The sequence below is a fragment of the Caballeronia sp. PC1 genome (genome assembly GCF_021353155.1).
Lineage (GTDB): Bacteria > Pseudomonadota > Gammaproteobacteria > Burkholderiales > Burkholderiaceae > Caballeronia > Caballeronia cordobensis.
This window is the reverse complement of sequence record NZ_JAJUBH010000003.1, coordinates 1-18,919: the sequence shown is the minus strand read 5'-3', so window position 1 is coordinate 18,919 and position 18,919 is coordinate 1. Positions and strand designations below refer to the sequence as shown.

At 63.6% G+C, this 18,919-nt stretch carries 18 protein-coding genes; 14 read left to right on the top strand and 4 right to left on the bottom strand.

All coding sequences use genetic code 11. The annotated features are described in order from the left end of the window. The first annotated feature begins 261 nt into the window (after positions 1-261). From LY284_RS24810 to LY284_RS24770, 9 genes are all read left to right on the top strand, one after another. The gene (locus LY284_RS24810) at positions 262-1,710 is read left to right on the top strand and encodes an amino acid permease (RefSeq protein WP_233388489.1); all 1,449 of its coding nucleotides are present in this window, start codon (positions 262-264) and stop codon (positions 1,708-1,710) included. Beyond that, positions 1,710-2,942 (top strand): FAD-binding oxidoreductase, encoded by a 1,233-nt coding sequence (locus tag LY284_RS24805; RefSeq protein WP_233388488.1) that lies wholly within the window; start codon positions 1,710-1,712, stop codon positions 2,940-2,942. Before LY284_RS24810 ends, LY284_RS24805 begins: the two co-directional genes overlap by 1 nt. An 11-nt stretch (positions 2,943-2,953) precedes the next feature. After that, on the top strand, positions 2,954-4,105 hold the full coding sequence (locus LY284_RS24800) for a branched-chain amino acid ABC transporter substrate-binding protein (RefSeq protein ID WP_045462136.1): 1,152 nt from the start codon (positions 2,954-2,956) through the stop codon (positions 4,103-4,105). Next, the gene (locus tag LY284_RS24795; RefSeq protein ID WP_233388486.1) at positions 4,102-5,481 is read left to right on the top strand and encodes an ethanolamine ammonia-lyase subunit EutB; all 1,380 of its coding nucleotides are present in this window, start codon (positions 4,102-4,104) and stop codon (positions 5,479-5,481) included. Before LY284_RS24800 ends, LY284_RS24795 begins: the two co-directional genes overlap by 4 nt. After that, entirely contained in the window at positions 5,481-6,248 is a 768-nt protein-coding gene (gene eutC / locus LY284_RS24790) for an ethanolamine ammonia-lyase subunit EutC (RefSeq protein ID WP_233388484.1), read from the top strand. The genes LY284_RS24795 and eutC overlap by 1 nt, the downstream gene beginning before the upstream one ends. Positions 6,249-6,499: 251 nt before the next feature. Next, positions 6,500-6,805, top strand: coding sequence for a DUF485 domain-containing protein (locus LY284_RS24785; protein ID WP_014252068.1), 306 nt, complete (start codon positions 6,500-6,502; stop codon positions 6,803-6,805). Next, on the top strand, positions 6,802-8,463 hold the full coding sequence (locus tag LY284_RS24780) for a cation acetate symporter (RefSeq protein ID WP_233388483.1): 1,662 nt from the start codon (positions 6,802-6,804) through the stop codon (positions 8,461-8,463). The genes LY284_RS24785 and LY284_RS24780 overlap by 4 nt, the downstream gene beginning before the upstream one ends. A gap of 163 nt (positions 8,464-8,626) precedes the next feature. Then, entirely contained in the window at positions 8,627-10,084 is a 1,458-nt protein-coding gene (locus LY284_RS24775; RefSeq protein WP_233388481.1) for an NAD-dependent succinate-semialdehyde dehydrogenase, read from the top strand. A gap of 342 nt (positions 10,085-10,426) precedes the next feature. Beyond that, complete coding sequence (locus LY284_RS24770) at positions 10,427-11,416, top strand: hypothetical protein (protein ID WP_233388480.1); 990 nt, start codon at positions 10,427-10,429, stop codon at positions 11,414-11,416. Between the two features lie 35 nt (positions 11,417-11,451). On the opposite strand, the gene LY284_RS24765 is transcribed toward LY284_RS24770, so the two are convergent. Both LY284_RS24765 and LY284_RS24760 read right to left on the bottom strand, forming a co-directional pair. After that, positions 11,452-11,898 carry a universal stress protein gene (locus LY284_RS24765; protein WP_014252071.1) on the bottom strand — a complete coding sequence of 149 codons (447 nt, stop codon included), beginning with the start codon at positions 11,896-11,898 and terminating at the stop codon, positions 11,452-11,454. An 80-nt stretch (positions 11,899-11,978) separates the two neighbouring features. After that, positions 11,979-14,720 carry a glucosidase gene (locus LY284_RS24760; protein ID WP_233388478.1) on the bottom strand — a complete coding sequence of 914 codons (2,742 nt, stop codon included), beginning with the start codon at positions 14,718-14,720 and terminating at the stop codon, positions 11,979-11,981. Between the two features lie 143 nt (positions 14,721-14,863). Between LY284_RS24760 and LY284_RS24755 the strand changes: the two genes are divergently transcribed. The 5 genes from LY284_RS24755 to LY284_RS24735 all read left to right on the top strand — a co-directional run bounded on the left by LY284_RS24755 (position 14,864) and on the right by LY284_RS24735 (position 17,748). Further along, entirely contained in the window at positions 14,864-15,397 is a 534-nt protein-coding gene (locus tag LY284_RS24755) for a DUF4142 domain-containing protein (protein ID WP_233388476.1), read from the top strand. After that, the gene (locus LY284_RS24750; RefSeq protein ID WP_309243213.1) at positions 15,390-15,704 is read left to right on the top strand and encodes a cupredoxin family copper-binding protein; all 315 of its coding nucleotides are present in this window, start codon (positions 15,390-15,392) and stop codon (positions 15,702-15,704) included. Before LY284_RS24755 ends, LY284_RS24750 begins: the two co-directional genes overlap by 8 nt. A gap of 7 nt (positions 15,705-15,711) precedes the next feature. Next, positions 15,712-16,401, top strand: a complete 690-nt coding sequence (locus tag LY284_RS24745; protein ID WP_233388474.1) for an RNA polymerase sigma factor — start codon at positions 15,712-15,714, stop codon at positions 16,399-16,401. Next, complete coding sequence (locus LY284_RS24740; protein WP_233388473.1) at positions 16,398-16,751, top strand: hypothetical protein; 354 nt, start codon at positions 16,398-16,400, stop codon at positions 16,749-16,751. The genes LY284_RS24745 and LY284_RS24740 overlap by 4 nt, the downstream gene beginning before the upstream one ends. A 136-nt stretch (positions 16,752-16,887) precedes the next feature. Next, on the top strand, positions 16,888-17,748 hold the full coding sequence (locus tag LY284_RS24735) for an NmrA family NAD(P)-binding protein (protein ID WP_233388471.1): 861 nt from the start codon (positions 16,888-16,890) through the stop codon (positions 17,746-17,748). Here the strand turns inward: LY284_RS24735 and LY284_RS24730 are convergent. After that, positions 17,745-18,206: an MEKHLA domain-containing protein gene (locus LY284_RS24730; protein WP_233388469.1), complete on the bottom strand. Its 462-nt coding sequence runs from the start codon at positions 18,204-18,206 to the stop codon at positions 17,745-17,747. The genes LY284_RS24735 and LY284_RS24730 overlap by 4 nt on opposite strands. Before the next feature lie 2 nt (positions 18,207-18,208). Beyond that, on the bottom strand, positions 18,209-18,919 hold a 711-nt coding region (locus tag LY284_RS24725), incomplete at its 5' end, for an IclR family transcriptional regulator (protein WP_233388467.1).

The window sequence follows — 18,919 nt, the reverse complement described above, 5'->3', positions numbered from 1 at the left end:
ATTTGTGCGGAAGTCTGCCGATTCTAACCCAGAGTCGGGCGCGTGCAACGCTCCTGCGCGTGTCGGCAGCGTTCATTCAGGCTCTGCAAGACCCGCTCCAGCCTCCCGTTAGGGAAAGTCCCGGCACCACACAATCACGCTTTTAATTGCACACAAAAAAATCTTGTGTGATTCTAGTATCAGAGTTTGTCTGGTGTGTGCCCGGTTTTTGTATCGGCGCTTCTCCGATTCATTCGATCTTTGTCCGCGGGAGATTTCTTGATGTCCTTGCCTCAATCCACTCAATCGACGCTATCCGGCAGCCCGCCGAAACTCGGCTCGGCGCTGCGCCAGCGTCACGTCACGATGATCGCGCTCGGCGGCATCATCGGCGCGGGTCTGTTCGTCGGCAGCAGCGCAACGCTCGCGACGGTCGGTCCGGCCGCGTGCGTGTCGTATCTCGTCGCCGGAATCGTCGTGCTGATGGTCATGCGCATGCTCGGCGAAATGGCGCTCGCGGTGCCGGGCGTCGGCTCGTTCACCGAATATGCGCGCATCGGGCTCGGCAACTGGGCCGGCTTCACGAGCGGCTGGCTCTACTGGTATTTCTGGGTGATCGTCGTCGCGGTGGAGGCGGTCGCGGGCGCCGCCATCCTGCAACGCTGGATACCCGCGCCGGTCTGGGTCATCGGCCTCGTGCTGCTCTCCGTGATGACCGCGATCAACCTGCTTTCGGTCAAGTCGTACGGCGAGTTCGAATTCTGGTTCGCGTCGATCAAGGTCGCGGCGATCATCGTGTTCATCGCCATCGGCGCGGGCTATCTGCTCGGCTTCGGCCACACGCACGGCGCGCTCGCGCATCTCACCGGCAATCGCGGCTTTCTGCCGTTCGGCGCGATGTCCGTGTTCGCCGCCGTGCCCGCGGTGATCTTCGCGGTGGGCGGCGCGGAAATCGCGACGATCGCCGCCGCCGAATCCGACGACCCCGCGAAGAGCGTCGCCGCGATGACGCGCTCGGTGATCCTGCGCGTCATCACGTTCTATGTCGGCTCGCTGTTCCTGATCGCGTGCATCGTGCCGTGGGGCAGCATCGTGACGGGCCACTCGCCGTTTGTCGCCGCGCTGGAGACGATGCGCATTCCCTACGCCGCCGACATCATGAATGCGATCGTGCTCGTCGCCGTGCTGTCCGCGCTGAATTCGGGGCTGTATGTGTCGTCGCGCATTCTGTTCCGTCTCGCCGAACGCGGCGATGCGCCGAAGTCGCTGCTCAAACTCACGCCGCACAAGGTGCCGCGTCTTGCGGTGCTGCTCTCGAGCGTGGTGGGTTATGTGGCGATCATCGCCGCGATCGTGTCGCCGCAGGGCGTGTTCCTGTTCCTCGTGAACGCATCCGGCGCGGTGATGCTGTTCGTCTATCTGGCGACGGCGCTCGCGCAGATTCGCATCCGCCGGCGCATCGAAAAGCAGGCGCCCGAGCGCCTCACGCTGAAGATGTGGCTCTTCCCGTGGCTGTCGTATGCGGTCGTCATCGCGATCGTGGGCGTGCTCGCGGCGATGGGCGCGGACGCCGAACTGCGCGGCCAGCTGATGGCGAGTCTCGCGAGCCTCGCGGTGGCGTCGGCGGCGTATGTCGTCGCGGCGAAGCGTCATCATCGGCACGAGGAAAGCGCGGCGGCGACGGGCTTTCTGTCGAGCGACGACGGTCTTGCATGGAAGGGGCGTGACTGATGTCGAACGTGGCGATCATCGGCGCGGGGTTCATCGGCATGGCGAGCGCGGCCTGGCTCATGCGCGACGGTCACGCCGTCACGCTGCTCGATCCGTCGGGCGTGGCGCAGGGCGCGTCGTTCGGCAATGCGGGCACGTTCGCGCCTTACGGCTGCGTGCCGGTGAACAATCCGTCCGTATTCCGCGATATCCCGCGCTTTCTGCTTTCGAACGACAGCCCGTTCAGATTGCGCTGGCGCTATCTGCCGCAACTCGCGCCGTGGCTCGCGCGCTTTCTGTTGAGCTCGCGGCGCGCGAATTACGAAGCGAGCGCGAAGGCGCTGGCCGCGCTGTTGTCGCGTGCGCAGGAAGGCTATGCGCCGCTGCTTTCCGATGACGGTTTGCAGCGCTTCATCCGGCCGCGCGAATGCCTGTATCTCTATTCGAGCGCGGCGTCGTTCGATGCGGCGCGCGATTCGCTCGCGTTGCGCGAACGGCTCGGCGTGGGCTTCGATGTGCTCGATAGCGGCGCGATCCGCGAACTGGAGCCACAGCTTGCGCCGATCTTCGAGCGCGGCGTGCTGTTTCGCGATAGCTGGCATTTCAGCGATCCGGCCGCGTTTCTTCAGGCTTTATACGAGCGTCTCGTCGCGCAAGGTGCACGTCTCGAACGCGTGAAAGTGGATGCGATCGAGCCCAATGCGCAAGGCGTGTCGTTGCGCATGAATGGCGAGGCGCGCCGCTTCGATCATGTCGTCGTCGCGACGGGCGCGCGTTCACGCACGTTCGCGCATCAATGCGGCGACGACGTGCCGCTCGATACCGAACGCGGCTATCACGTGCGCTATGCCTCGGCATCGGGTTTGATATCGCGGCCATGCGGCTGGGCGGAACGCGGCTTCTACATGACGCCGATGAGCGACGGCATTCGCGTCGCGGGCACCGTCGAGCTCGCCGGCTTTACCGAAGCGCGCAATCGCGCGCTGCTCGATCTCGTCACGGTGTCGTCGAAGCGCGCGTTGCCCGCGCTCGGCACGCCGGATCGCGAATGGCTCGGCTTTCGCCCCACGCTGCCCGATGGCGTGCCGGTGATCGGCGCGGCGAAGACGAGCGAGCGCGTGATCTACGCGTTCGGGCATCAGCATCTGGGTTTGACGCTCGCGGGCGTGAGCGGGCGCATCGTGGCCGATCTGGTCGCACGGCGCGCACCGCCGGTCGATCTCGCGAGTTATCGCGCGTCGCGTTTTCACTGAGGAGCATGAACATGAACCGTCGCATCTTTCTTTCAGGCATCGCCGCGAGCATGCTTGCCGCGTACGTGCCGATGTCGTGGGCCGCGGAACCCGAAACCGTCAAGATCGCGTTCGTCGGACCCCTGACGGGACCGGTCGCGCGCGTCGGCAAGGACTTGCAGTACGGCGCGCAACTCGCGATCGATGAAGAGAACGCGAAGCATCCGACCGTCGGCGGCAAGCCCGTCAAGTTCGAGCTGGAGGTCTACGACGATCAGGCCGATCCGCGCACGGCGATCCAGGTCGCGCAAAAGGCCGTGGACAGCGGCGTCGTCGGCGTGATCGGGCATTACAACTCGGGATGCAGCATTCCGGCGTCCGCCGTGTATCACCAGGCGAATGTCGCGATGATCACGCCCGGCTCGACCAATCCGCAACTCACGAAGCAGGGCTTCAAGAACGTGTTCCGCACGATGGGCCACGACGGTGTGGGCGGCGTGGTCGCGGGGCGCTTCGTGGTCGAGCAGATGAAGCCCAAGCGCATCGGCATCATCGACGATCGCACGGCCTTCGGGCAAGGCCTTGCCGATGCGTTCGAAAAGGGCGTGAAGGAAGCGAACGGCAAGGTCGTCGCGCGCGAATACACGAACGACAAGGCGGTCGATTTCCGCGCGATCCTCACGACGATGAAGAGCCAGAACGTCGATCTGCTCTTCTTCGGCGGGCTCGATGAACAGGGCGCCATGCTCGTCAAGCAGATGCGTTCGCTCGGCATGACGACGCAGCTTTTCGGCGCGGGCGCGTTGAAGAGCAATGCGTTCCTGACAATCGCGGGCACCTCGGGCAATGGCACGCAGGATCTCGAACCTGGCCCCGCGCTCGACAAGTTGCCTTCCGCGCAAGCCTTCGGCAAGCGCTACAAGGCGCGATTCAATCAGGATGTCGAACTGTATGCGCCGTTCGCCTACGATGCCACGCTCGCGATGATCAAGGCGATCCACGACGCGAACTCGCTCGATCGCGGCAAGATCGTGGAGGCGCTCGCGAAGGTGGACGTGACGGGCGTGACGGGCAGGATATCCTTCGATCCGTACGGCGATCTGATCAAGCCGCCTTATACGCTCTTTCAGGTCGAGCAGGGACAATGGAAGAGCCTGAAAACGGTGGGCGGAAGCGGCGTATGAGTTACAGGGAAAGCGCCGGCGTTCGCACGTACCGCTTCGACACTCTGAAGACGCTGCTGGCGAAAGCCAGTCCGAAGCGTTCGGGCGACGAACTCGCGGGCGTCGCCGCCGCAACGGAGGAAGAGCGCGCGGTGGCGAAGAGGGCGCTGGCCGCCGTGCCGCTGCGCGCGTTTCTCGATGAAGCGTTGATTCCGTATGAAGACGATGAAGTCACGCGCCTTATCATCGACGAACATTCGCGGGACGCATTCGCCGCCGTGTCGCATCTCACGGTCGGCGAGTTCCGCGAATGGCTGCTCGCGGATTCGACCGATACCGCCGCGCTCGTCGCGGTATCGGAAGGATTGACGCCTGAGATGGCCGCGGCCGTGTCCAAGCTGATGCGCAATCAGGATCTCATCCTCGCCGCGAAGAAGCGGCCGGTGGTCACGCGCTTTCGGAACACAGTCGGCTTGCCGGGACATCTGTCGGTGCGCCTGCAACCGAACCATCCCACGGACGATGTGCAGGGCATTGCCGCATCGATGATCGACGGCCTCATGTACGGTTGCGGCGACGCGATGATCGGCATCAATCCCGCATCGGACTCGCCGCAGGCCATCGGCAAGCTGCTCGCGATGATGGACGCATTCCGCGAACGCTACGACGTGCCGACGCAAACCTGCGTGCTCACGCACGTGACGAACACGCTCGCGGCGATCGAGCAGGGCGCGCCCGTCGATCTCGTGTTTCAGTCGATCGCGGGCACGGAGCGCGCGAATGCGTCGTTCGGCATATCGCTCGCGCTGCTGCAGGAAGCGTATGACGCGGGCTTGTCGCTCGGGCGCGGGACCATCGGCCATAACCTGATGTACTTCGAAACGGGGCAGGGCAGCGCGTTGTCGGCGAATGCGCATCATGGCGTCGATCAGCAGACTTGCGAGGCGCGCGCGTATGCGGTGGCGCGCAAGTTCGATCCGTTTCTCGTGAACACGGTGGTGGGTTTCATCGGCCCGGAATATCTCTACGATGGCAAGCAGATCATTCGCGCCGGGCTCGAAGATCATTTCTGCGCGAAGCTGCTTGGCGTGCCGATGGGTTGCGACGTCTGCTATACGAATCACGCCGAAGCGGATCAGGACGACATGGACAACCTGCTGACCCTGCTCGGCGCGGCGAACGTGAACTTCATCATGGGCGTGCCCGGCGCCGACGATGTGATGCTGAACTATCAGAGCACGTCGTTTCATGACGCGCTGTATGTGCGCGACGTGCTGGGGCTCAAGCGCGCACCGGAGTTCGAAGCATGGTTGCGCGCGATTCAGATCACGAATGAGCAAGGCATGCTTCGTGAACAGACGCAATGGCCCGCGCTCACCGACTGGATGAGGGCGTGATGAGCGTGAATCCGAATCGATGGGAAGCGCTGCGCCGCTTCACGGATGCGCGTATCGCACTGGGGCGCGCGGGCAGCAGCGTGCCGACCGGACCGTTGCTCGCGTTCACGCTCGCGCATGCGCAGGCGCGCGACGCGGTGCATCGTCCGCTCGATGCCGATGCGTTGCAGGGCGCACTGCGATCGAAGGGATATGCAAGCGTCGCGGTGCATAGCGCCGCGCCCGCGCGCGATGCATATCTGCGACGTCCCGATCTCGGGCGCAGGTTGAGCGAGGACAGCGTGACGCGCCTCGAAGCGCATGCGAAGAACGCGGACCTCGTGTTCGTCATCGCCGACGGGCTGTCGTCCAGTGCGGCGGCAACGCATGCGATACCGCTCATCGAAAGGACGATCGCGCGGCTCGACGGATGGCGCATCGGTCCCGTCGTCGTGGCGACGCAGGCGCGCGTCGCGCTCGGCGATGGCATCGGCGCGATATTGAAGGCGCGTATCGTCGCGATGCTGATCGGCGAAAGACCGGGACTGAGCTCGCCCGCGAGTCTCGGCGTCTATGTCACGTACGATCCCGTGCCAGGCCGCAGCGACGCCGAGCGCAACTGCATATCGAACGTGCGGCCTGAAGGACTGGCTTACGATGCCGCGGCGTTCAAGCTCGCCTGGCTGCTGAACGAAGCGCGCACGCGAAAGCTGACGGGCGTCAGCCTCAAGGACGACAGCACGGTTGCGCTGTCGCAGCGAACGGTCGATCGTCTATCGGGTGAATAGTCTGCCTCGATGCTTGGCGTAAACCCCGCCCCAATAAACTGGCGCACGTAAGAAAAGGGTAAGCGGACGCTTTTACCTTAGTCTCCAGCGCATCGAAAGCAAAACTCGCCTCGAAACGCATGCGCGAGAGCATCGCGTGATCTCCCCGCTTGGGGGATTCCTTACTTCTTATGGTTCGCCGAACGTTCGCGCATCGGGCGGGAACGCGCGCCTTCGCACGCAGAGAAAAGACCTTCATGCAGGAGACGGAAATGGATCTCAGGATCGTGGAAAAAATCAAGTCGAGCGCCACGTATGGCGAACTGGTGCGAAAACGCTCGAAGCTCGGCTGGACGCTGACGGCGCTCGTATTGATCGTGTACTACGGCTACGTGCTGCTGATCGCGTTCGACAAGGATCTGCTCGCCTCGAAAATCGGTTCGGGCGTGATGACCTGGGGCATGCCGATCGGCCTGTTCGTGATCGTCTTCACGGTCGTCATCACCGGGCTTTACGTGCGGCATGCCAACAGCACGTACGACGAACTCACCGACAAGATCAAGCGGGAGGCCGCATGAAGGCGCAACGTCATCTCGCGGCGGGCGCGCTTTTCGCGACGTCCGCCAGTGCTTTTGCAGCGGGCGGCGATCTCGGTCAGGCCGTCAAACAGGCGACCAACTGGACGGCGATCTGCATGTTCATCGCATTCGTCATCGCCACGTTGTTCATCACCAAATGGGCGGCGAAGAAAACGCGCTCGGCGGCGGACTTCTACACGGCGGGCGGCGGCATCACCGGCTTTCAGAACGGGCTCGCGATTGCGGGCGATTTCATGTCGGCGGCGTCGTTTCTCGGCATCTCGGCGGCGGTCTACAGCAATGGCTATGACGGCCTGATCTATTCGATCGGCTTTCTCGTCGGCTGGCCGATCATCACGTTCCTGATGGCGGAGCGCCTGCGCAATCTCGGCCGCTTCACCTTCGCCGATGTCGCCGCGTACCGCTTCAAGCAGACGCCGATCCGCGCCTTCGCGGCCTCGGGCACGCTCGTCGTGGTGGCGTTCTATCTGATCGCGCAGATGGTCGGCGCGGGGCAGCTCATCAAGCTGCTGTTCGGCCTCGAATACTGGATCGCGGTGGTGATCGTCGGCGCGCTGATGATGGTGTACGTGCTCTTCGGCGGCATGACGGCGACGACGTGGGTGCAGATCATCAAGGCGTGCCTGTTGCTCGCCGGCGCGTCGTTCATGGCCTTCATGGTGATGTGGCAGTTCAACTTCAGCCCCGAGGCGCTGTTCGCGAAGGCCGTGGACGTGCACGAGAAGAAAGAATCGATCATGGGTCCGGGCAACTTCATCAAGGACCCGATCTCGGCGATCTCCTTCGGCATCGCGCTGATGTTCGGCACGGCGGGCCTGCCGCACATCCTCATGCGCTTTTTCACCGTGCCCAACGCGAAGGAAGCGCGCAAGTCGGTGTTCTGGGCGACGACGTGGATCGGCTACTTCTACATCCTCACGTTCATCATCGGCTTCGGCGCGATCGTGCTGGTGAGCACGAACCCGGTCTTCAAGGATGCGGGCGGCAAGCTGCTCGGCGGCACCAACATGGCGGCGGTGCATCTTGCGAGCGCGGTCGGCGGCAACGTGTTCCTCGGCTTCATCTCGGCGGTCGCGTTCGCCACGATTCTCGCGGTCGTCGCGGGTCTGACGCTCGCGGGTGCGTCGGCGGTGTCGCACGATCTGTATGCCACCGTGTTCAAGAAGGGCAAGGCATCGAGCAAGAGCGAACTGAAAGTCTCGCGCGTGACGACGATCGTGCTCGGCATCGTCGCGGTCGTGCTCGGCATCGTGTTCGAGAAGCAGAACATCGCGTTCATGGTGTCGCTCGCGTTCGCGGTGGCGGCGTCGGCCAACTTCCCGGTGCTCTTCATGTCCGTGTTGTGGCGCGGCTGTACGACGCGCGGCGCGGCGGTCGGCGGTTTCCTCGGCCTGCTTTCCGCAGTCGTGATGACGGTGCTGTCGAAGGCCGTGTGGGTGGACGTGTTCCACTACGCGAGTGCGCCGTTCCCGTATGCCTCGCCCGCGCTCTTCTCGATGGCGATCGGCTTCATCGGCATCTGGCTCTTCTCGGTGACGGACCGATCGGCGCGCGCGCGTATCGATCAGGCCGGCTTCGAGGCGCAGACGGTGCGCTCCGAAACGGGCATCGGCGCGGTGGAGGGCGCGAGCCATTGATGTGACGGCGGCGGCGCGCCCCATGCGCCGCCGGAATCATCGCCGATACGACATGCCGCAGCACTGATACGACAGCGCAGCCCTGCGTTATCGAATGGCCCGGAAAATGCGTTAAGCTCGATGCAAACGGAATGCACGGAGCATCAAACGCACGGAGCGAGCCATGAAACTGCAGTGCCCGAGTCTTTTCGAGCAATCGGCGTATATCGGCGGCGCGTGGGTGGATAACACGTCGCTGCCGCGCGTGCCCGTCACGAATCCTTCGACGGGCGAGACGCTCGGCACCGTGCCGCAAGTGACGCCGGAGCAGGTGAGCGAAGCGATCGAATGCGCAAACGCGGCCTTGCAGGACTGGCGAAGCTGGAGCAGCCGCGAGCGCGCATCCGTCCTGCGGGAGTGGGGGCGGCTCGTCGAACTTCATCGCGATGATCTCGCCATCATTCTTTGCTGCGAACAAGGCAAGCCGCTTCACGAAGCGCGCTCCGAAATCACGCAGGCCGCGAATTATCTCGACTGGTTCGCCGAAGAAGCGCGGCGCATCTATGGCGACAACATTCCCGCGCCGCGGCGCAATCAGCGTATTCGCGTGCTGCATCAGCCCATCGGCGTGTGCGGCGCGATCACGTCATGGACCTTTCCTTCGTCGATGGTCGCGCGGCGCGTCGGCGCGGCGCTCGCGGCGGGTTGCACGGTCATTCATCATCCCGATCCGCAGACGCCTTTTTCGGCGCTCGCGCTGTGTGTGCTCGGCGAAAACGCCGGTTTGCCGCGCGGCGTGCTCTCCGTGCTGACGGGCGCGGGCGAGCCGGTCAGAAGCACGCTGCTCGCGAGTCCCGACGTGCGGAAGGTGTCGTTCACCGGCTCCATCGACGAAGGCAAGCGGCTCATGACCTTGTGCGCGCCCACGGTCAAGAAGATGTCGCTCGAACTGGGCGCGAACTGTCCTTTCATCGTGTTCGGCGACGCGGATATCGATCTCGCCGTCAAAGGCGCGCTCGATGCGCGTTTTCGTCACTCCGGCCAGGCCGCGATGTGTGCGAACCGCTTCTTCGTGCATGAGGACGTCTATGAAAATTTCGTCGCGAAACTGGTCTCGCGCGTCGCGTTGCTCAAGGTGAGCGACGGACTGGACGAGGGCGCGCAGATCGGGCCGCTCATCAGCGAGGCGGCGGTGACGAACATGGAAAACCTCGTCGATGAAGCGGTGAAACTCGGCGCGACGGTCGCGGCGGGCGGCGCGCGCGTCGCGCCCGGCTCGCATTTTTTCAGACCGACGGTGCTGACGGACGTCGATCCGTCGATGAGCGTGTGCGGCGACGAAGTGCTCGGCCCGATCGCGAGCGTGCTCCGGTTCCGGGACGAGGACGACGTCATCACGCTCGCGAACGACACGCGCACGGGGCTTGCGGCTTACTTCTATACGGCAGATATCAGCCGCGCGTTCCGGGTGATGGAGGCGCTGGAATGCGGCGTCGTCGGCGTGAACGACAGCCTCGTGTTCAACGAGGTCGCGCCGTTCGGCGGGATCAAGGAATCGGGGATGGGCAGGGAAGGCGCGTCGTCCGGCGTCGAGGAGTATCTGGAGGCGAAGTATGTTTGTTTTGGGAATCTGGAGGGGTAGCGTTACCCGGTCTGTTCGCGGCAACGCGATGACCGGCGAGCGCTCTATAATCCTCGCGCCGCGCCTCAAACGGCTGGACCCAGCAATCGCGCGCTCGAGAAACCCAAAAGAATGTCAAGACAGGCCACAACTCCGCTTCTGATTTCGCCCGACTTCAATACTGCAGTACGCCTGGAACCCGAGGGTCGCCGAGGCGCGACGGAATTCAGTGAAGCCGATATTCAGGCTTACGTTCATGCACACCCCGCCTGCCTTCCGATCGCGGAGATCGACGCGATTTTCAGCGGACCGGTGGCAGTTTGCCGCGAGTTGTACACGTCCGCGGGGCCGATCGACGTCTTCATGGTTACGCCTTCGGGTTTGCCCGTGCTGGTCGAATGCAAACTATGGCGCAATCCTGAAGCCCGGCGCGAAGTCGTCGGCCAGATTCTCGACTATGCGAAGGAACTCAGCCGCTGGTCGTCGTCCGATTTGCAGCGAGCGGTCAAACAAAATCTGAAGCGTGACGGAAATCCACTGCTCGACATCGTGCATGCCGCCGATCCGAATATCGACGAGATCGAATTCAACGACGCACTGACGAAAAATCTTCGCCGCGGGCGCTTTCTTCTGCTCATCGTCGGGGATGGCATTCGCGAGGGCGTCGAGGCGCTTGCCGAATATCTGCAGGCGCACGCCGGACTGCATTTCTCGCTGGGCCTCGTGGAGATGCCCGTGTATCGCATGCCCGATGGCGGACGCCTGATCGTGCCGCGTGTGCTGGCGCGCACCACGCTGATTACCCGGACCGTGGTGACGTTACCCGAAGGCCATGCGCTGGATGAAGGCCACGACGCCGAAGGCGGGGAAGAAGCCGACCGCGATCGGATGGGGTTATCGGACGAACAGCAAAGCTTCTGGAAAGCGTTTCTCGACATCCTCGAACTCGACGATCCCGAGCAGCAGATACCGAAACCGGCCCGGCAAGGGCATATCGGCTTCACGCTGCCCGCGCCCGGCGGAAGTGCGTGGATCACGGCCTATCGCGACATACATCGTCAGATGGTCGGCGTGTTTCTTTCATCTCGTCAAGGCACGGTCGGAGAGCGTGCGGTGCAAACGATCGCGGATGACTGGGAGATCGTGAAGGGCGAATTGGGCGGAACGGCGGAATTGATCGACCGCGACAATCAGCAAAGCATCAGGGACCGACGTGTCTTTGGATCGTTGAAGCAGCCTGAAGTACGCGAGAAAGCCTTCGCCTGGCTCGCGGAACGGACGAATACTTTCGTGAATGTATTGCGTCCGCGCGTGCGATCGGCGGTTGCCGATGAAAAGGCATCAACTGAGTGAACACACAAGGCGCATGCTGATTTCGGCGTGTCGCTTCACTCCGGCGGCCGCACCACCAGAATCGGCAAATGACTATGCGTCAGCACCTTTTGCGTCTCGCTGCCGAGCAAGAGCCCGCGAATCCCGCCATGCCCGTGTGACGCCATCACGATGAGATCGCAGTGCCGCGCTTTCGCGGCCTTGAGAATCGCTTCGTAAGGATGCGCGCCGGTGGGCGCTTCGGTATCGCAATCCACGCCGGCCTCGGTGGCGATCGCACGCACGCTCTCCAGATATTGCCCGGCGCGCTCCCGGTCGACCGACTCGAAGTCATCCTGCGGCGCGCCCACCATCTCGGCGCTATAAACGGTCATATGAAACGGCCGCACCATATAAAGCGCGGTGATGCGCGCGCCGTTTTCCTTCGCCAGCGCAACCGCCATGCGCGCGGCCGCTTCGGATAGCGCGGAGCCATCCGTCGGAACGAGCAGATGCCTGAACATGATGACGTCCTCCGGTTCTCTGGGGCGTTCATGGTTCAGTATAGGCGAGGCGTCGAGCGACCGAAACGGAATCGAAAGCTTCAGCGCCCCATCGCCGCGACGGCGTCTTCATGCAGGCGCACGGCCATCACGGGCGCTTCCGGTCCGACGTGCGACAGCTTCATCAATCTCGGCTGCAACAGCAGCGCAACAAGCCCGCTCCAGCCCGTCTGATGCGAGGCGCCGACGCCGCGTCCGTTGTCGCCATGAAAGTACTCGTGAAAGAGAATCAGATCCCGCGAGCGCGGATCGGCCTGCAATTGCGGATACGCCGCCATCACGGGGCGCTTGCCCTCGGCGTCTTTCATGAAGAGCATGCTGATGCGTCTGGACAGGTCATCGGCGATCTCGCTCAGCGAAAGCGTCTTGCCTGAACCCGTCGGATACTCGACGCGGAAATCGTCGCCGTAATAGCGATGAAACTCGTACAGCGATTCGATCAGCAAGTAATTCACGGGCATCCATATCGGCCCGCGCCAGTTCGAATTGCCGCCGAACACGCGCGAATCGGATTCCGCCGGCAGATAGCGGATGCAGACGTTCAGACCATCGTGATCGAAGACATAGGGCGTGCCGCAATGCACGCGGGACAGCGCGCGCACGCCGTAGTCGGAGAGGAATTCGCACTGATCGAGCGTGCGGCGCAAGAGCGCCTTCATGCGATGCCCGCGCAGCAGCGACAGCAGCGTGGTATTGCCCTTGCCGGGCTCGGTCCAGCGCGACACCAGCTTCGCGAGATTCGGCCGGTGATCCAGAAACCACGCGAGCCGTTCGCGCAGTCCAGGCAGATCGCCATAGACGCGCTCTTCCAGCACATGCACGGCGAAAAGCGGAATCAGCCCGACGATGGAGCGAATGCGCAGGGGCACGCGCGAGCCGTTCGGCAGATGCAGCGAGTCGTAAAAGAACTCGTCGCGGCCGTCCCATAGACCCGTGTTGCAGCCTTCGCCGCAACTCACCGCTTCGGCGATATACAGAAAGTGCTCGAAGAACTTCACCGCGATCTCGACATACGATTCGTTCGTCATCGCCAGTTCGAGGCCGATCTGCATGAGGTCGAGCGCATACGACGCCATCCACGCGGTGCCGTCGGCCTGATCGATGCGGCCGCCGGTGGGCAGCGGCTGCGAGCGGTCGAAGATGCCGATGTTGTCGAGCCCGAGAAAGCCGCCCTGAAAGATGTTGCGGTCGTCGGCGTCCTTGCGGTTGACCCACCACGCGAAGTTGAGCAGCAGCTTGTGGAACATTACTTCGAGAAACGCGTGATCGCCGATGCCCGTCATCTCGCGATCGAGCTCGTACACGCGCCATGTCGCCCACGCATGCACCGGCGGATTGGCGTCGCCGAACGCCCATTCGTAGGCCGGCAACTGCCCGTTCGGATGCATGTAGCGCTCTTTGACGAGCAGCATCAACTGCTTCTTCGCGAAGTCGGGATCGATGGTCGCGAAGGCCACCGCATGAAACGCGAGATCCCACGAGGCGTACCACGGGTATTCCCACTTGTCCGGCATCGAGACGATGTCGCCGTTGCACATGTGCCGCCAGTCCGCGTTGCGCCCGTGGCGGCGGCCCTTCGGCGGCTTGGGCTGGCCCGGATCGCCGTCGTGCCAGCGCGTGACGTCGAACTGGTAATACTGCTTGGTCCATAACATGCCGGCGAGCGCCTGACGCTGCACGAGGCGCGCATCGTCATCGACGATATCGTGTTGCAGTGTCGAATAGAACTCGTCGGCTTCCGCCTCGCGGCGCGCGAAAAGCTGTTCGAGGTCGAGCGGCGGATCGTTCGAAACGGACGCGGGACGCCAGCGCAAATAGACGGCCGCGCGTTCATGCGGCGCGAGTTGCAGATGCACGCGCGCCGCGCTGCGCGTGCCGCGATCGCGGCGAATAGCCTGCTCGTCGCCTTCCACGAGAAAGTCGTTGAAACCGTCCTTGAACGGCCCCGCGCCTTCCATGCCGAAGATGCGACGAACGTTCGTTTCGTTCTCGCAGAAGAGCCATTCGATCGGCGCTTGCGCCGTGGCCGTGACGAACATCGTGCCCGAAGACGGATTGTGCGCGACCACGCGCGCGCCTTCCTGCGCATCGTGTTCGAGCGTCAACGAAGGCTTGCCCCATTTGCTCGACCACGACCACCGGTTGCGGGCCCAGAACTGCGGCAGCAGATCGAGCGTCGCGCTTTCGTTCGCGCGATTCTCGACGGTGACGCGCATCACGATATCGTCGGGCGTGTGCTTCGCGTATTCTACGCAGACATCGAAGTAGCGATCCGCATCGAACACGCCCGTGTCGAGAATTTCGTACTCGGGCAAGGCGGGGCCGCGCCGCCGGTTTTCGTCGATGAGTTGCTGGTACGGATACGCATCGTGCGGGTACTTGTACAGCATCTTCATGTACGAATGCGTGGGCGTGCCGTCGAGGTAGAAGTACAGTTCCTTCACGTCCTCGCCGTGATTGCCTTGCTCGTTCGTCAGCCCGAAAAGCCGTTCCTTGATGATCGGATCGCGCCCGTTCCAGAGCGCGAGAGAGACGCACCAGTCGAGCGGATCGTTGCCGTAGCCCGCGATGCCGTCCTCGCCCCAGCGGTACATGCGGCTGCGCGCATGGTCGTGCGGAAAGTAATCCCAGGCGGTGCCGTATTCGCTGTAATCCTCGCGCACGGTGCCCCATTGCCGTTCGCTCAGATACGGCCCCCAGCGGCGCCAGCGGTCGAGATCGGCGCCGTGCAGGCGGGCGCCTTCTTTCGTTTGCAGCAGATGGATTGCGCGTAGCGGTGGCATGCGACCTCCGGTCCGGGATGACCATCCAATACGTTCGATGCGCGAATTCCCGATGATAAGCGCCATTGCACCGATTCGGGAACGCGGATTTTCGTCGTGACATCCAAGCCGGTATCCACAACGGCGTGCCGGGAGACATCACGATGAAACCTGTTCATATCGCATGCGCGGCGGCGCTCGCGCTCGCGAGCCTCGCGTCTCACGCTCAGAGCGCGGGGCCTACCGATCCGCAGATCGCGGCCATCGTCGTCACGGCAAATCAGGTCGATATCGACGCGGGCAAGCTCGCCGAATCGAAAACGAAATCGAAGGACGTCAAGGCATTCGCCCAGCAAATGGTCGCCGATCATAGCGGCGTCAACAAGGCCGCGACCGATCTCGTGAAGAAGCTCGCCGTGACGCCGGAAGACAACCCGACGAGCCAGAGCCTCAAGCAAGGCGGCGACGCGAATCTCTCGAAGCTGAAGACGCTGTCGGGCAGTAGCTTCGACAAGTCGTATATCGATCACGAGGTCGCCTATCATGAAAGTGTGCTCGATGCGCTCGACAAGACGCTGATTCCGAGCGCGAAAAACGAAGAACTGAAAGCGCTATTGGTGAAGGTGCGGCCCGCGTTCGTTGCGCATCTCGAACATGCGCGGCATGTGCAGGCGGAACTGGGAAAGAGCGGTGCGTAACGCGCGCTGGCTCCTTGCCTTCGCGGCCATGCTCGCGTTGTCGTCCGAAGCGGCGGGCGCGACCTTCGTCGTGGTGATCGAGCAGATGCGCTTCGAGCCGCCGGCTTTGACGATTGCGCGCGGCGATCGCGTCGTCTGGGTGAACAAGGATCTGTTTCCCCATACCGCGACCGCCGACAAGAAGGCGTTCGATTCGCGCGGCATCGCGCCGGATGCCTCATGGAGCTATGTCGCGCATGACGCGGGACGTTATGCGTATTCGTGCACGCTGCATCCGACGATGCACGCGGTCCTGAACGTTCGATGAGCCGGCGATGAGCGAACTCGCAACCGACCTGACCGATGACGACATGAGCCTCGCACGCCGCATCGCTGAGGGCGATCGCAGTGCGTTCGAACTCATGATGCGGCGGCACAACCGGCGTCTTTATCGCCTCGCGCGCGCGACCTTGCGCAACCACGCCGAAGCCGAAGACGCGTTGCAGGACGCCTATCTGCACGCGTACAGATCGATGAGCCAGTTTCGCGGCGATGCGCGGCTGTCCACGTGGCTGTCGCGGCTCGTGCTCAACGAATGCTTCGCGCGCCTGCGGCGCAGCGCGCGGCGTCAGAACGTGATTCCGATCGTGGACGCGCCCGACTATGCCGAACATGCCGATGCAATGACCGCGCACGCCGATGCACCCGATGAAGCGCTCGCGCGCGCTCAGGTTCGCGCGCTGCTCGAACGCAAGCTCGATGAACTGCCCGAACTCTTTCGCATGGTGTTCGTGTTGCGCTCGATCGAAGAGATGAGCGTGGAGGAGACCGCGCAGTGTTTGCGCATTCCCGAGGCCACGGTGCGCAGCCGCCACTTTCGCGCGCGCAGCCTGTTGCGCGAATCGCTTGCGCAGGCATTCGATCTCGCCGAGCGCGATGTATTCGAATTCGGCGGCGCGCGGTGTGACCGTATCGTCGCGGGCGTAATGTCGAAACTATCCGGCGACGCCGCGAGGACGCCATGAATGGCTTAAGGCAAGTTTGCGCGATGACGGGCGTGGTCGTGCTGGCGAGCGTGTCGGCTGTTGGCGCAAGGACGATCACGGTCGTATCCGGCACGTATGGCGGGAATTGCGGCGCGCCCGGCGGCAACGCGGCGCGCGATCTGATGCACCAATGCAACGGCCTCGACACATGCGAGTACAGGCCGGACCGGGCGCGCATCGGCGACACCGCGCGCGTTTGCAGGAAAGACCTGCAGGCCGACTGGCGCTGCACCGACAGCGAATTCCACACCGCGATGCTCAGCCCCGAAGCCGGCGCGAACAGCACGCTGGTGCTGAGCTGCATCGAACAGAACGGGCCGGGGCATTGAGCCGTCTTGGCACCATCGCGACGCCATCGATGACATCGCGTCATCAATCACATAACCGGGAAGCCATTTTTACGCGTCGGTTCGCGCTCTACCATGCAATCCGTCGAAGTCAAACGAATTGCACAAGGAGTCGGACATGTACGTCATCACTGGAATCACCGGACAGGTCGGCGGCGCGCTCGCAGACGCGCTCTTGCAGCAAGGCAGGCCCGTGCGCGCGGTCGTGCGCGACGAGAAGAAAGGCGCGGCGTGGGCGGCGCGCGGATGCGACATGGCGCTCGCCGACATGACCGATGCCGATGCGCTCGCGAGCGCGTTCGAAGGCGCACAGGGCGTGTTCATTTTGCCGCCGCCGGAATTCGATCCGGCGCCCGGTTTTCCCGAAGCGCGCGCCGTGATCGATGCGATCGTCGCGGCCGTGAAGCGCGCAAAGCCGCGCAAGATCGTGTGCCTCTCGACCATCGGCGCGCAGGCTGCGCACAGCAATCTTCTGACGCAGCGCATGCTGCTGGAAGACGCGCTGCGCGAGCAGTCGATTCCCGTCACGTTTCTTCGGCCTGGCTGGTTCATGGAGAACTGCGCATGGGACGTCGAATCCGCGCGCAACGAAGGCATCGTCCGGTCGTTTTTGCAGCCGCTCGATCGCGCGATTCCGATGATCGCCACCGACGATATCGGCAGGCTCGCGGCCAAGCTCTTGCAGGAAGAATGGACGGGCGCGCGCGTCGTCGAACTGGAAGGGCCGCGGCGCACGAGCCCCGACGATATCGCCGCCGCATTCTCGCAAGTGCTCGGCCGGCCGGTGCGCGCGCAGGCCGTGCCGCGCGAATCGTGGGAGGCGTTGTTCGTGAGCCAGGGCATGCGGCATCCGATGCCGCGCATCCGCATGCTCGACGGCTTCAACGAAGGCTGGATCGATTTCGAAGGCAGCCGGGAAACGATCGTCAAGGGCGCGACGCCGCTCGTCGATGTGATCCGCAGGCTGGTCGCGCGCTAGCCGCCGGCGATATCGCTGACGTGCGGAATCATCGCCGCCTGTCCGCGATACACGCCGTCGCGGTCGAACAATTGCCAGACGGTCGCGCGCTCGATCCAGAAGCGCTCGCCCGTCTTTTTCACGCGTAGGCCGCGATAGCCGGTCACGTAGCCTTCGCGCGTGACCTGTTCGAGGAAGGCCTGACGCTCGCTGCGTTCGGGCGCTTCGGCGGAAAGGCGCGAAGGCAATGCGGTCAGTTCGTTCCACGTATAACCGAAGAGCCGTTGCACACGCAGATTGCCGTAGACGAACACGGGATCGGGCTGCGTGTCGTGCGCGAGAACGCCGAAAGGCGCGTCTTCGTAAAGCCAGCGGGCGGCTTCGGCGGGCGTCATGGCGTCGGGCGTGAGCGGCGCTTTCAGCAGGCGTGCATAGCTTTCGCTGAGAAGCGCGAAGAAGTCGGTATCGGTCGGCTGCATGTTTACTGGGCGTAGAAACTTTCGCAAAAGCGGACACTCGCGCCGAGCCTGCGCGACAGGTCGGCGGCCGCGCGAAGCTGCGGGGCGTCCAGTTCGCCAGACGCGTGAGCCGCGCTCAGACGCGACGCGGGCCCCGAGAGCACGAGCGCGGCCATGAACTTGTCCCCGGCGCCGAAGATCGGCGTCGCGAACGCTGCAATGTGGACGTCGCGCATGCCCGCGGTGAAGAGCGGCAATTTGGGCGGCTTGTCGTAGAGTTGCTCGCCGAGACCCCACACGCGAATGACATGGCTGACCGCGGTATCGTCGAGCGGAAGCGTGGTGCCAGCAAGCCGCGTCTCCCGCAAGCCTTCGGACGGTTCCGCCCGGAAGAGGCACAGGCGCTGTCCGTTGTCGAGGACGTAGTAGGACGCGCTTTCCCGCGTGGCGGCGGCAAGCTCGTACAGTACCGGCTCGACCACGGCGGATAGCTGGAAGGACTGCTCGAAGAGCTTCCCGAGGTAAAGCACACGATGCCCGAGCGAGTAGTTGCCGGCCTGGGAACGCACGACGTAGCCCATGCGCTCAAGCGAATTCATGAGCCGGTACACCGTCGTTTTGTGCATGCCGGATGCATGAGACAAGGCCGCGAGGGACTGTGACTCCGCACCGGGTTTGAAACAGTCCAGAAGCGAAAGCGCCTTCTCCACGGCGGCCACGCCGTCGTTGCTCAT